A 13,132-nucleotide genomic window follows, 5' to 3' on the forward strand; every position below is an offset into this window, starting at 1 on the left:
CGCGTCGGAAATGACACCTCTCATGACGGACAGGGCGACTTTTCTGCCAGAATCGAGCCCTGTCCGTCATGCATCCCTCTGTCGAAAAAGGCCAGAGGCCTTTTTCGACAAGCTCAGGGCGGGGGAGCTTTGCTCCCCCGCCCTGAGTCTTATGGTTCAAACAGCATGCAGTCCACATAATGCCTGGTAAAGGCCGCTTCGGTGGAGAGTTCCAGGTAGCGGCATTTGTCCCGGATGGCCGTCAGCTCGTCCCGGGCCTGCCGGGACAGAAGCGCGGCCGCCGCGCCTGCGCTGGCGCTGTTGCCCACGCAGCGGGTCCGTGCCACCAGCTCCGGAGGCAGAAGGCCGATGGCGCCGGCGTTTTCCTTGTCGATCCGGCTGCCGAAGCCTCCGGCCAGATAGAGCACGGAAACCGCCTGCATGGTTTGCTGCGTATGCTCCAGCAGAGTACGAATACCGGCGGCGATGGCGGCCTTGGCCAGCTGGAGCTTGCGCACATCCGCTTCTGTAACGCCGATATCGTGCGTCCGGTCCAGCCAGAAGGTAACGCCGCGTGCATCCTCCTCCAGCCATTCTTCCAGGCCCGCGGGCGCTTCGTCCGGGGGCAGCAGCCGGCCGGTCCCGTCCACCGCGCCCATCCGCAGCAGTACCGCCAGGGCGTCCACCAGGCCGGAGCCGCAGATCCCCGCGGGCGCGCCGCCGCCAATGACGGAAAAGCGGGGCGCGCCGCCGTCCAGCCAGACCCGGTCCACGGCTCCCGTCACCCCGGACATGCCCCGGGAGATCTCCGCGCCCTCAAAGGCGGGGCCCGCGGCAGTGGCGCAGGTCGTGAAGCCGTCCTTTGTGCCCAGCGCCATCTCCCCGTTGGTGCCGATATCCAGAAACAGTACCGCTCGCTCGGCCAGCCAGGCCCCTGATGCGTACAATCCGGCCGTAATGTCGCCGCCCACATAGCCCGCGACCGCGGGAGCGAGATAGACCTGTGCCTGGGGAAACGCCGGGAAGAAACCATCCCCCGGGGAGCACACTGCGCCAAACCGGTCCTGCGGCGTAAAGGGGGCTGCGGCGATGGAGGCGGGGGAGCGCCCGGCGAACAGATGCTCCATGATGGTGTTGCCCACCGCCGTTACGGCCAGTACCTCCCCAGTGCTGCGTCCGGCGCGGCCGCACAGGGCGCACACCGCTTGGGAGACCTGCTCCCGAATGGCGCTGGTCATCCGGGCCAGACCGTCTGGAGCGGTATTGGCATACTGGATGCGGGAAATCACGTCGGCGCCGAAGACCCGCTGGCGGTTCATGCCGCCCTCTGTTCCCAGCAGCGCACCGGTGGTCAGATCGTAGAGCGTGACCACCACCGTGGTGGTTCCGATATCGACCGCCGCGCCCAGCCCGCCGCACTCCGGAACGGCGACCCAGGGCTGCAGGGAGACGGGGCGGGAAGCGCCCTCGCAGACGACGCAGGCCTGCCGGAGCGCGTCCAGGGTCACGGAACAATCGCCGGTCAGCCGGGTACGGCAGGCCAGACGGCGCTCGCCGCCGGCCGGGAGCAGCGCGCGCTCCTGCGCATCGGCCGGCGTCACCGCGCCGGAGACGGCGGCCAGACACTTCCCGCAGGTCCCGTTGCCGCCGCAGGGGGCCTCCGGTTCCCGCAGGCCGGCCCGCTGAAGGGCGCTGAGCAGCGTTTCGCCGGACCGGCCTTCGATCGTATGGGTCCCGTCCGGCCCATGTACGGTAATAACAGGCATGAGTCGCCTCCTGAAACGGTAAAATAGAGCAGCCGGCGTCCGGCTGCTCCTTGATTATAGCGCCGCGCTTAGGATCCGTCAACGCCGCCTGTACCCGGTATGGGCGCCCCCTGCTCCGGCATCCGCCGCATTTCACGCAGCACCATGGTGATGGCCACCGCCACTGCGGCGGCGTCGGAGATGGGGCCGGCGTACATGACGCCATCGATCCCCATAAAGAGGGGGAAGATCAGGACCAGAGGGATGAGAAAGAGGACCTGGCGGGTAAGAGAGATCAAGATACCGCGCTTGGCCTTGCCGATGGAAGTAAAAAAATTGGTGCTGATGGGCTGGAACGCATTGGCGAAGGTCATAAAGAGAAAAATACGGAAATAGCGTTCCGCAAAGTGAAAATACGCGTTTGACCCGGTGCCGAAAATACCGATGATCTGCCGTGGAAAGAGCTGAAAGCACACAAAAGCGATGCTGCAGATAAGGGTGGCCGCAGTCACGGCCTTGCGATAGGCCTCTTTGACCCGGGGATAATTGCGTGCGCCGTAATTAAAGCTGAAGATGGGCTGGCAGCCCTGGGAGATGCCGATGGTAAAGCCCATGATGAGCATATTCACCTTGGTGACCACGCCCACGCAGGCCAGGGGGATGTCCTGGCCATACTGCGACAGAGCGCCGTAGTAGGTCAGCGTATTGTTCATTACGATCTGCACGGCCACCATGGCCAACTGGTTGAAAAAGGAGGCCATGCCAAGGGAAAAGATCGCCCCCAGCCAATGGAGCCTGGGCCGCAGGTCGCCGCGGGTGAGCACCACGGTACGCAGACGGGTACGCAGCAGGTAGACCAGCGCCATCCCCATGGAAAGTGCCTGACCCAGCACCGTGGCCAGCGCGCCGCCGCCGATCCCCAGGTCAAAGCCGAAGATGAACAAAGGGTCCAACATGGTGTTGAGGACCGCGCCGGACAGGGTACAGAGCATGGAATAGGTGGGGCTGCCGTCGGCGCGGATCAAATTGCTGCATCCGGTGGTAAAGGTGAGCAGCGGCAGGCCGAAGGCGGTGATGCGGGTATAGGTGAGGGCGTAGGGAAGCACATCCGGCGTAGCGCCGAAGGCCAGCAGCAGGGGACGGCGGAACAGGAAGGCGACCGCGCCCAGACAGACGCCCAGGAAAGCCAGAACCACCAGGCCCGTGCCCGCCACCTCGCGGGCGCGGTCCTTATGACCGGCGCCGAGATTCAGATTGAAATTGGCCGCGGTACCAATGCTCATGAGCAGGGCGATCGCAGTGGAGATGTTGTTGAAGGGAAAGGCCACATTGGTGGCGGCATTGCCCAGAAGGCCGACCCCCTGCCCGATAAAGATCTGATCTACAATGTTATACAGGGAGGAGACCAGAAAGGCGATGACCGAGGGGATGGCGAATTTGGGCAGGAGCTTTCCGATGGGAGCGGTGCCAAGGGGATTGGCGGACGTTTGGAGGGGTTCCGGCTGCATGCATTTCTCCTCGCTTTCGGACCGATGGTCGTCTGATTGACAGTTTAGTACGATAGTGCTAAACTGTCAATACCGGAACGGATCAGAAATGAGGAAGCGCATGAAAAAAGACGTAAAAACGGATATCCTGGAGACGGCCCGGAAACTCTTTAACGAGCAGGGCTACAACGGAGTGTCCATGCGGGATATCGCCGGAGCGCTGGGGATCAGCGTGGGAAATCTGACCTACTATTTCAAACGGAAAGAGGATCTGCTGGAGGCTGTGGCGCTCCGGCAGCTGGAGGGCTATCAAAAGAAGGCCCCGGCCGCCAGTCTGGCGGAGCTGGACGGACACTTCCGGCGAAAGCTGGCCTTTCAGAAGGGAAATGCCTACTATTTCCGTCACTATACGCAGCTGGCGCAGATCTCGCCGAAGGTATACGAGATGCAGCGGGGCATCATCCGCGATCAATATGAATTTTACGGCGAGACGTTTCGGGGCTTCAAGTCCCATGGAAGGATGATGGAAGATACCGTTCCGGGACAAACCCGGCATCTGATTCAGGCTTTGGTGACCGTCAGCCTCTTTGGCACGGCGATGGGGGAGCCGGATGGGGAGCGGCTGCCCTGCTTTTGGAGCCTGATCTGGCCCATGCTGACGGAAACGGGAAGAAGGGAATACCGGGAAGAAGTGGAGCGGCGCGGCGGCGTATAATCAGGACCGGCCGGTGGGATACTGCTTTTGAGGTGATATCCCATGCTGACAGAATCTGAACTGCTTCAGTCCATCCACCAGTCTACCAATATGGGCCGCGAGGGGATCCAGTCCGTGCTGAACTATGCCAAGGACGACAGGCTTCGTCAGGCCCTGGAGCAGCAGCTGGTGGAATATGAAAAGCTGGCCGGCGCGTCCGGAAAAATGCTCTTGGAACGGGACGAAAAGCCAAAGGAAACCAACCCCGTGGCAAAGGCGTCTTCCGCCGCGATGTCGGCGATGAAGCTAATGGCAGACCCATCCGCGTCAAAAATTGCGGAAATGATGATCCAGGGCAACACGATGGGGATGACCCAAAGCCTTCGCAACCTGAACGATTATCCCGGAAAGGACGAGCGGGTACGGGACCTGGCATCCAAGCTGCTTCGTACCGAGGAAGCCAATATCGAGCAAATGAAGAAATTCTTATAGCATGACCGATTGTCCGGGAGAACCGGCCGGCGGATTTGCTTCGCCTGTGCATGCAAATCCGCCGGGGAGCCATAAAAACGACCACACCATTACACGGGTGCGCATAAGGAAGTAATCCGAAAAATTACGATTATGGCATCTGACAGACGGGGTTAGGAAGTCAAAACCTCCGACTTAGCCGGAGGTTTTGACTATATTTTTCGATTTTGAAGGTAAATATGGTGAAATACCTGATGTCTTGTGTGCTCGATATGGACACCGCCTGTGTGGAACTGAAATTTCTTGATGACAGCATGATTGCGATTGATACTATCGCCATGGAGAACGAGGTTTATGACAATATGTATCAGCGGTCAAAGCGGGATTATCTGATTTACAATGCCCCGTTGGCGTATGCTGATCGTATACGGAACGGCAAATCAGGAACTTATCTCAATATGGTTGTTGAGGAAATACAGGACAGCAGCGTAAATCAGCAGGAATGCAACGGCCCCCATAGAACCCCGGATCAGCAGGCTGCCCGGCCCAAGACCGAGATAAGCGTCCACCATAATCAACGGGAAAGTGAGACTGATGAAAAATACAGTCAGCCAAGCGGACTTCTGTGCAAGTCATAGAAAATTCCCCCTTTCCTCCCCAAAGGGCCGTGGCTGGTTGATAGTTGCTTTTTAGGATAACAAAGGGCGGCAGCACTGAGCGAGATGCGTGGACAGGTGGATCTAACCGTCTGCATCTATCATGGCGGATTTGAAAGGGACCTGACCAGCGGTCGGGTGCTGAGCGAGAGCACAGAAAATATCGGGTATCGGATTTGCGCTCTATTCATAGGGAGAAAACGCAAGCGCATCGTACTGCAAAGAGAACGCCCTGGTATAGTCTTTTTCCGGCGTGTCATAGTAATGATAGTCCGCAACAATTGCTCCAGTGCTCTCGTCATAGCGCTTACTGGGCATGCGCATCATCGGGCTCTGCGGCGGATCAATCAAATGATTCACACCGGCCACCTCCACGGCATCCCCGCTCCTGCGGTAAATCATTACATCCCCTGTGCCGCCGATGTTGTAGGCCACGTTGCAGATCAGCTCCCGCACGCCGTCCCCATCCAAATCCACAAAGTGGTCGTCCCGCTGAAAGCCGAAGCTGTCGGCGATTTGTACGATATCATGGTCCTCCACGATATAATAGGTGTGTGTCGTTGTACCCGTCATGGTGTGGTTGGAAAGCAGGAAGCCGTTCCAGCCCATGATATTCTCAAAGGAGCGCAGCTCTACAGGGCGGGGAAAAGCGGCGTCCCAATCCGGTATCGGCTCCACGGCGGTTTCCGCGCCGCCCTGCCGCACATAGGCCTCCATGCCATCGCGGTTTTGCCGCAGCCCCACCTGGTACTCCCCCCGATCCAGCAGCCAGGTTTTGCCCCAGTCGTAGGAGATCAAGGTCTCATCACCAGTGTATGCATCGCCGAACACGGTGGCCGTCATAACAATCTGGGTTCCCAGACGCCGGATATCCCACACTTCCCAGGTGTCGCCGTAAAACGGGAGGTCGGCCCGGTTCCAGGTTTCGCCGCCGTCATGGGTGATCAGGACGGGAGAACCGTTGAAACGTCCGATGGAGATGATGGCGTGCTCGTTATCAAAGAACGCGGTTTTGCTGGGCCACCATGCCGCCTGTAGGAGTTGTCCTGTCTCCGTCCAAGTTCCGCCCCCGTCGTGGGTGCGGTAAACGTAGGTGTCCGCGCCGCCCACGCCGTGGCCGTAAGTCGCCGCCAGCCATCCGTTTTGCGCGTCCACCATCTGCATGGAAATACCGGGTTCCCCGAATAGGGTAGTGGCCGTATCCCGCCCCGCTAAGTCCTCGTACTCCCACTCGCGGGGCGGAGCCACGGCAGGCCCCAGCGGCGTCCAGCCTGTCTCCCCGGCATAGCGGGCGACGGGTACGCCGTCCAAAAGGGTATAATAGCGCCCGGCCCACTCCGACTGATTGTCCAGGGGTGCCTGAGCCTCCGGGATCAGCACTTCGATTGCATCCGGGGTAAAGCACAGCAGAGCGGAAAGCAGTATTTTCTCCGGGCCGTACTCGCCCGTGTCCTCAGCCGCCCCTACGCGATAGATCAGCGGGAGACAGCCGTTATCCCAGTGCTCCGGGTCCATACCCTCTATCGTCCAATCCGGGAAGCGCTCCCGCAGCAACCCGGTCACGTCGGCCTTGTAAATAGTTCCGTTTCGTCCAAAATAGTAAACGGCCTCTCCAGTGCCGTGGTAGAAGTAGAGCAGCTCCTTCTCCCCATCTCCGTTCAGGTCGTGTTCCACCACCAAATTGGCGCAGTCGGCCAGAAGGCGGGGTACGCCCTCTTCGTCCAGGTAGAAATAGTCGAAGGCCTGATAGCCCGCCCCCCGGGGAACCTCGATGCGAAAGCCGCTATGCCCAAACAGGTCTGCATACGCCTCTACCGCGCAGCTTCCGCCGCCGTATGCGCTCTCCTCCATGCAGAACCGCAGCAGGGAATCGCCCTGCCGGAGCGCCCAGTATTTTGTGTACGCACTGCCCGGCTCCCGGTACAGGACGATCTCCGTCCCATCCGGTAAGGTCTGTTCCAACAGCACCTCCCCCATGGCATTCGTGGGGACGAGGTCGGGCTCCATGCCGGGGGGAGGGGCATAGGAGGACAGATCCGTGAGGGGGAGGGTTGCCGCGACGGTAGATTCACCGGCATGGGACGCAGATGGTTCCTGTCGGGCCGGGGATGTCACGGTGCAGGCCACCAGGGTAATCGCGCAGACTGCGGCGAGCATACAGAGAATGGCGGGGAGAGCGCCCCGGCCCTTCCCGGGGGACATGATACCCTCCAACCGCTCCGCCAGCACCCGTTTCCCTCCGGAAAAGCCGGTGGAGAGGGCCGAGCCGCGGCACTTTTGCAGTACGTTCAGCAAAACAATCCCATAGAACCGCCGATCTTCCAAAGCGGCATGGGCCAGAACCTGCTCGTCACAGGCGCGCTCCATGTCCTGCCCCGCCATGCGCCGCAGCAGCCAGACGGCCGGGTTGAACCAGTGGAGGATATGGGCCGCCAGCAGCAAAACCTTCCACAGCAGGTCGTGATTGCTCCAGTGGGTCAGCTCGTGGCGGAAAATCCAGAGGGCGTCGTCTTCCGTTAAATCAGCATCCGGAAGGAGCAGCCTGGGATGGAATGGTCCCGCCAGCATGGGGCCCCCGGCGTCCGCATACAGAAAGAGGCGGGGCGGTCTGACACAGCCCCGCTCCCCACAGGTCGCACGATATGTCTCCGCAAGCCGCCCACATTCCACAGGCTTCGCCCAGCGGCGCAGCCTGTGCTGAAAGTGCCGCTCTTTTATGAGTTGATGTGTGAGCATACCCGCCGCGCCCAGCAGCCAAACGACCTTGAGCACGTGAAGCAACGGGACGGAGGTTTGGGCTGCGGGAGCCGGAGAGGTGGGCGCATCCATCAGCGGCGCTTCACCGCCGCCGGGATGGCCGGGCGCATGGGGGGCAACCGTTTCAGGCGTGGCCGCCTGTACCCTGGGTATCCCGCTCTGCCTGTGGACCACCTGGATCGTTTGCTCCGGGAGCGCGACCACAATGGGGGCCCTCCCCCCCGGAATGGGAAAGAAAATACCCGCCAGCAGCACCAGGGAGAGCAAATACCAGAGACGCTTTTTCCATCTGGCTGAGAACCGCCGATCCCAGAAAGGGGACAGAAGGGTCAAGATCAGAGTCAGAGCCCCCACGATCAGGGAGGTGCGCAGGAGATTGAGAAACAACAGGTCGCTCATGGCGTTCCCCCCCAGTGTTCCAGCATTTCGCGCAACTCCCGAAGGTCCTGCTCACTGACGGCCTGTCCCTCCACTAGGGAGGCGACAAGGCCCGTCACGGAATTTCCATAGAGCTTTTCCAGGAGGGTGCGCCCCTCCCGCTGGCGGTAGTCGGACTGACGGACCAGCGGGGTATAAAAATTATTCCAGCCCCGCTTTTCACAGGCCAGAAAGCCCTTTTCACACAGACGGTTGAGGGCGGTGCCCAGCGCCCCCGAGGACCAATTGCGCTTTCCGGCCAGTGCGGCCTGAATGTAGGCAGAATTGACCGCTTCTCCGGCCCCCCAGACCGCCTGCATGATCTCCAATTCCGCATCTCCCAGGCGTTTGATTTCCGCTGCCATACCACCAACCCCTTTATACGCTTGTATAAGTTTAATCTAAATTATACGCACGTATAAAAGAATGTCAAGAGGAAATTAGGCTATAGAAAAAGTCCGTGAAATCATGTGATTTCACGGACTTTGGTGGAGCGTCCGCAACCAACGATGAACACTTTTCGTGATAAGATACTGCACTTTCAAGGTGGTCCTCTATCTCATCCAGCAGGACATCATCCAGAGTAATAGGCTGCTCTCCACCGTTGAAAATCAGAGTCATCCGGTCATCGTAAAGGTAGACCGCCTGGAGAAAAATGTTGATGATCCCCCGTCGGGTGCTTTCATTATTTAGATCGCCTTTCTTGAGCGCATACAAAAACGCCCTGACCTGAGGCACAGTAAGGACGACTTGCTTGCCCATCTCCATAGCAAGCAAGCCTTGTAATTCGTCCTTTTCCTGCTTGTGTTTCTCGATTCGCTCGGTTATCATGTCCACTGCCCGCCCACGTTCCAAAGCCTTCCAAAGATTTTCGATGGCAGTATCAGCTTCCTGAATGGCCGATTTGATCCGTTTGATAGCGGAAGTGTCCTGCTCTGCTTTGCAGACATCCGCCACGGCGGAGGCGATCCGCTCAATGTTGCTGTCGGTCAGTAGCTTGCAGCACTCCTGTACGATCCGGTTTTCGATCTTCTCCTTGTTGACCACTTTCTTTTTGCATTTGCGGCGTTTGAAATTGTTGCAGGCGTAGTAGTGGTACGCCTTGCCGGATTTTCCCGTGCCTCCATAGCCGGTCATCATCTCCCGGCAGTAGCCGCAGAACAGCTTGGTGGTCAGTAGATATTCCTCCCTGCCCCTGGAACGGGCAGGGGCTTTTTTGTTGCGGTCTAAAATGTGCTGCACCCGCTCAAACAACTCGTCCTCGATAATGCGGGGCATACCGCCCGGCGTTTCCGTGTCCTTGTAGATGTAATAGCCGATATACCGCTTGTTTCGCAAAAGACGGTGCAGGCTGTTCTTGTTGAACTCTTTTCCTAACGAGGTCTTGACCTGCTTGGCGTTGAGGTACTTGGTAATTTCGGCCACGGTCTTTCCGCTAGCATACATCTCGAAAATCTCCCGGACAATGGCGGCTCCCTCCGGATCAATGTGAAAGCGGCGCTCCTCGTCCACATAGTAACCCAGGCCAGGATTGCTCCCATTGCTCAGGCACTTTTCTGCATTGATGTCCATACCCCGGCGAATTTTTTGGGAAAGTTCCGCCGAGTAGTATTCAGCCATACTTTCCAAAACCCCTTCAATCAAAATGCCGCTGGCATCGTCGCTGATGTTTTCCCTAGCGGAGATGACCCTGACACCATTCTTCTTCAGTTTGGCTTTGTTGATGGCACTGTCATAACGGTTGCGGGCGAAGCGGTCTAACTGATAGACAAGAACACCTTCAAAGATGTGCTTGTCACTATCGGCAATCATCCGTTGGAACTCGGCCCGGCTGTCCGTGGTGCCGCTCTGCGCCCGATCGATGTACTCTCCAATCACGATATGTCCGTTGTGCTTGGCAAACTCATAACAGGTCTGGAGCTGTCCCTCGATGGACTGCTCCGTCTGGCTGTGACTGGAATAGCGGGCATAGATGACGATATTCATGGAAACACCGCCTTTCCTGGTTCTAATTTGATTATACCAAACGGGATTTTATCAGCGAACTGACAAAGCGCCTAAACTTTGTTCCATGTGTTTAGCAACGACTTTCGATGGGAATCGCACGGCTGCCACCTAAACGGGAAAATCCAGTCTTGGTTTTTCCAGTCTTGGGAACCCCTGAACAGGAAAATCCCGCACAATTAAGTACTAAATAATAAAATAAAGATATATTAAATGCGGAAGAATCAAATCCTATCCTATCCGCTTCAGCGAAAGAAAGGATTGGATGGGATAGGACAGGAACAGGTGTGGGAGGAAAATTAACTGCGTTTTGCCTCTTATCAAGTATCACTTTGATCATTTCCCGAAAATGTAGGAATTAGGGTGGAAAAAGACTGAATAATTTGCCTGTAACAGCATTTCAGAGAGTGCCCCGTGTGATTTCCCACCTGCGAGCTTTGCTGCGATTTTACAGGAAGAAAAAGACCATTTTCAACACTTTTCAAGAGAGCCTACTTTTATGGCTGACTCAACAAGATGCGTCTTTGTAGCTGCCATATCTGATTCAGCCTTTCCTGAATTTCCTCCATGTCGGCTTGATAGGTAGGGCTTCCGGCGTTGACTCGCTTGGCGATCCGGTTGATATTCCGGCCAATAGCGGACAGGAGTTTGTTCATCTCCTTGATGTCACTGGTGTCCACATAGATGATATATCCGTCTATTGCCATCTTCCGCAGGTAGGCGCCGATCCGCTTTGTCTGGAGCTGTGTCATCTTTTGTACAATCAGTTCCTTTTCCTCGGCGGTCACATAGAATTTCACCTGGATATTCCGTTTCCTGTCTCCCATTGTAGTATCTTACCTCTTTTCGTATCAAGGTTTGGGATGTTCTAAAGGATCAGCCCCAGCGAGCAAAACCTGCGAGGGTACAAGCATTTTTCGGGTTTAGGGGGAGGGTTCCCTAAAGCCAAAAATCGCAAGCGGGTACTCGCTTGCTGTGCTTGCTGTCATCTCTCTTTCCCGTACCTTCTTCCGCTATTACTACACATTCACCCTCGTCAAATGGCCGTTCACGTCTTAGATACTATAAGAATGTATCTTGACAGGGCGCACCATCATCCGTATAATAAATACATACTTAGAGAATGTTTTGGAAGGAGAGCGGCGGATGGCGCGGAACAAATACCCGGAAGTCACCGAGGAGCGGATTTTGGATGTAGCTCAACGCCTCTTTTTGGAGAAGGGCTACGAGAACACCACAATCCAGGACATCGTGAACGAGCTGGGCGGCCTTACGAAAGGTGCGGTGTACCATCACTTCAAGTCCAAAGAGGAAATCATGGATGCGGTGAGTGACCGTATGTTTTTTGAAAATAACCCCTTCGAGGCAGTGAAAGGTCGCACCGATCTGAACGGGCTCCAAAAGTTGCGTGAAGTAGTCCGGCTGAATCAGGCAGATACAGCCCGTACCAATATGACAGCACAGTCCATTCCGATGAATCACAATCCCAGAGTATTGGTCGGAATGATCGATGCCAACCGCCGGATTCTTACCCCGTATTTTCTGGAACTCATCGAGGAGGGGAACCGGGACGGTTCCATCCACACAGAGTATGCCAAGGAGATTGCTGAGCTGCTGCCGCTGCTCACCAGCCTGTGGCTGCTGCCATCTGTGTTTCCGGCTACCAAAGAGGAGATGCGGCGGAAATTCTCCTTTATCGGGGCGATGATGGAGAAGATGGGCGTGCCTCTATTTGACGATACCATTCAGCGACTGGTGGACGAGTTTTTTGAGCAAATCCCCGACCTGAAATAAAATTGCCTCGCGGCAATTTTATTTTGGATATATACATTCATTCGGAAGGTATTATAGTGTAAATACCGCAGTCAATCACTGCGGCAAATTTTTTACCAGAATACATACCGCTTGAAGGTATGAAAGGAGCATGACATGAACCAAATTGTAATCTCTGCAAGCAACCTGACAAAAACCTTTTTGGGAAAAGAAGTAATCCGGAACTGTACCTTTTTCGTGGAGCGGGGCAGCATTTACGGTTTCCTGGGGCGCAACGGAGCAGGAAAAACAACTGTGCTCAAACTGTTGCTGGGGTTGTTAAAACCCTCTGCCGGAACCGCCAGTGTGCTGGGACTGGACAGTGTGCGGGATAACGAGGCAATCCTTCGACGCACCGGAAGTCTGATTGAAACGCCGATATTTTATGAGCATCTGTCGGCTGCGGATAATCTACACCTCCATTTGGCTTACATGGGAATCGAGGATACCGATGTGGAACCAACGCTCTGCCGTGTGGGGCTGCCCGGTACAGGGAGTCAGCCGGTGTCTACCTTCTCCCTGGGTATGCGGCAGCGTTTGGCCATTGCGCGGGCCATCATCCATCGGCCCGAAGTATTGATTCTGGATGAACCGGTCAACGGTCTGGACCCTGTGGGAATGAAGGAGATGCGTATTTTGTTTCGCCGCTTGGTGCAGGAGGAAGGAATGACCATTCTGATGTCCAGTCACCTTCTGTCGGAGATCGAGCAGATCGCGGATCGTGTGGGTGTCATTGTGGATGGAACTATCATGCGAGAAGCGGAAATGACGGGCATCTGGAAACAACATTCTTCCGATATGGAGGACTATTTTATTTCACTTATCCAGGGAGGTGCTGACCATGCATAAACTGATTGTATTGGAATTAAAACGAAATCGTCTTCGCCCCTATCATATTGCAACCCTGATTTGTGGAGTGACTATGCTGGGCTTCCAGTACCTAATGGCCGCCATCCCCTATATGGACCCCACGGAGCCGGATGCGGAATTGTTCTCCCAGTATCCCTTCCTGATGGGGATAACGTGTTTGGTCTGTATGGCGATTTTTTCGATTCTGTCGGCAGTCATGGCCTCCCGCTTTGTGGTGGAGGAATACAGCGGGAAACGGGC

11 protein-coding genes and 1 pseudogene are annotated in these 13,132 nt (G+C 56.7%); 6 read left to right on the forward strand and 6 right to left on the reverse strand.

The window, feature by feature from the left end:
• Positions 1-149 precede the first annotated feature (149 nt).
• Complete coding sequence (locus MR825_RS06270; RefSeq protein WP_287879578.1) at positions 150-1,745, reverse strand: ASKHA domain-containing protein; 1,596 nt, start codon at positions 1,743-1,745, stop codon at positions 150-152.
• A 68-nt stretch (positions 1,746-1,813) separates the two neighbouring features.
• Complete coding sequence (locus tag MR825_RS06275) at positions 1,814-3,232, reverse strand: MATE family efflux transporter (RefSeq protein WP_186909036.1); 1,419 nt, start codon at positions 3,230-3,232, stop codon at positions 1,814-1,816.
• 100 nt (positions 3,233-3,332) lie between these two features.
• Between MR825_RS06275 and MR825_RS06280 the strand changes: the two genes are divergently transcribed.
• The 3 genes from MR825_RS06280 (at position 3,333) to MR825_RS14465 (ending at position 5,014) form a co-directional block, all read left to right on the forward strand.
• On the forward strand, positions 3,333-3,926 hold the full coding sequence (locus tag MR825_RS06280) for a TetR/AcrR family transcriptional regulator (protein ID WP_186909037.1): 594 nt from the start codon (positions 3,333-3,335) through the stop codon (positions 3,924-3,926).
• 42 nt (positions 3,927-3,968) lie between these two features.
• Positions 3,969-4,397: a hypothetical protein gene (locus tag MR825_RS06285; protein ID WP_186909038.1), complete on the forward strand. Its 429-nt coding sequence runs from the start codon at positions 3,969-3,971 to the stop codon at positions 4,395-4,397.
• A gap of 218 nt (positions 4,398-4,615) precedes the next feature.
• A complete protein-coding gene (locus MR825_RS14465; protein WP_256413653.1) occupies positions 4,616-5,014 on the forward strand; it encodes a DUF6061 family protein in 399 nt (132 codons plus the stop codon).
• 201 nt (positions 5,015-5,215) lie between these two features.
• On the opposite strand, the gene MR825_RS06295 is transcribed toward MR825_RS14465, so the two are convergent.
• The 4 genes from MR825_RS06295 to MR825_RS06310 form a co-directional block, all read right to left on the reverse strand.
• The gene (locus MR825_RS06295; protein WP_287879583.1) at positions 5,216-8,188 is read right to left on the reverse strand and encodes a M56 family metallopeptidase; all 2,973 of its coding nucleotides are present in this window, start codon (positions 8,186-8,188) and stop codon (positions 5,216-5,218) included.
• Positions 8,185-8,571, reverse strand: coding sequence for a BlaI/MecI/CopY family transcriptional regulator (locus MR825_RS06300; protein ID WP_186909040.1), 387 nt, complete (start codon positions 8,569-8,571; stop codon positions 8,185-8,187). The genes MR825_RS06295 and MR825_RS06300 overlap by 4 nt, the downstream gene beginning before the upstream one ends.
• Positions 8,572-8,635: 64 nt before the next feature.
• Positions 8,636-10,192, reverse strand: coding sequence for a recombinase family protein (locus MR825_RS06305; RefSeq protein ID WP_287879586.1), 1,557 nt, complete (start codon positions 10,190-10,192; stop codon positions 8,636-8,638).
• A gap of 515 nt (positions 10,193-10,707) precedes the next feature.
• Positions 10,708-11,037 (reverse strand): plasmid mobilization protein, encoded by a 330-nt coding sequence (locus tag MR825_RS06310; RefSeq protein WP_287879589.1) that lies wholly within the window; start codon positions 11,035-11,037, stop codon positions 10,708-10,710.
• 319 nt (positions 11,038-11,356) lie between these two features.
• Between MR825_RS06310 and MR825_RS06315 the strand changes: the two genes are divergently transcribed.
• The 3 genes and pseudogenes from MR825_RS06315 to MR825_RS06325 form a co-directional block, all read left to right on the forward strand.
• Positions 11,357-12,004 carry a TetR/AcrR family transcriptional regulator gene (locus tag MR825_RS06315; RefSeq protein WP_016405445.1) on the forward strand — a complete coding sequence of 216 codons (648 nt, stop codon included), beginning with the start codon at positions 11,357-11,359 and terminating at the stop codon, positions 12,002-12,004.
• Between the two features lie 135 nt (positions 12,005-12,139).
• Positions 12,140-12,871 carry an ABC transporter ATP-binding protein gene (locus tag MR825_RS06320; protein ID WP_287879596.1) on the forward strand — a complete coding sequence of 244 codons (732 nt, stop codon included), beginning with the start codon at positions 12,140-12,142 and terminating at the stop codon, positions 12,869-12,871.
• Positions 12,864-13,132, forward strand: a pseudogene (locus MR825_RS06325) (ABC transporter permease); the annotation flags it as partial. The gene MR825_RS06320 and the pseudogene MR825_RS06325, both read left to right, overlap by 8 nt.

It is taken from the genome of Lawsonibacter sp. (assembly GCF_022777125.1).
Classification (GTDB): domain Bacteria; phylum Bacillota; class Clostridia; order Oscillospirales; family Oscillospiraceae; genus Lawsonibacter_A; species Lawsonibacter_A hominis.

Excerpts from the sequence above, each read along its gene's own strand:
- MR825_RS06270 (WP_287879578.1), bottom strand. The coding sequence starts at position 1,745 with ATGCCTGTTATTACCGTACATGGGCCGGACGGGACCCATACGATCGAA.
- MR825_RS06275 (WP_186909036.1), bottom strand. The coding sequence starts at position 3,232 with ATGCAGCCGGAACCCCTCCAAACGTCCGCCAATCCCCTTGGCACCGCT.
- MR825_RS06280 (WP_186909037.1), top strand. The coding sequence starts at position 3,333 with ATGAAAAAAGACGTAAAAACGGATATCCTGGAGACGGCCCGGAAACTC.
- MR825_RS06285 (WP_186909038.1), top strand. The coding sequence starts at position 3,969 with ATGCTGACAGAATCTGAACTGCTTCAGTCCATCCACCAGTCTACCAAT.
- MR825_RS14465 (WP_256413653.1), top strand. The coding sequence starts at position 4,616 with ATGGTGAAATACCTGATGTCTTGTGTGCTCGATATGGACACCGCCTGT.
- MR825_RS06295 (WP_287879583.1), bottom strand. The coding sequence starts at position 8,188 with ATGAGCGACCTGTTGTTTCTCAATCTCCTGCGCACCTCCCTGATCGTG.
- MR825_RS06300 (WP_186909040.1), bottom strand. The coding sequence starts at position 8,571 with ATGGCAGCGGAAATCAAACGCCTGGGAGATGCGGAATTGGAGATCATG.
- MR825_RS06305 (WP_287879586.1), bottom strand. The coding sequence starts at position 10,192 with ATGAATATCGTCATCTATGCCCGCTATTCCAGTCACAGCCAGACGGAG.
- MR825_RS06310 (WP_287879589.1), bottom strand. The coding sequence starts at position 11,037 with ATGGGAGACAGGAAACGGAATATCCAGGTGAAATTCTATGTGACCGCC.
- MR825_RS06315 (WP_016405445.1), top strand. The coding sequence starts at position 11,357 with ATGGCGCGGAACAAATACCCGGAAGTCACCGAGGAGCGGATTTTGGAT.
- MR825_RS06320 (WP_287879596.1), top strand. The coding sequence starts at position 12,140 with ATGAACCAAATTGTAATCTCTGCAAGCAACCTGACAAAAACCTTTTTG.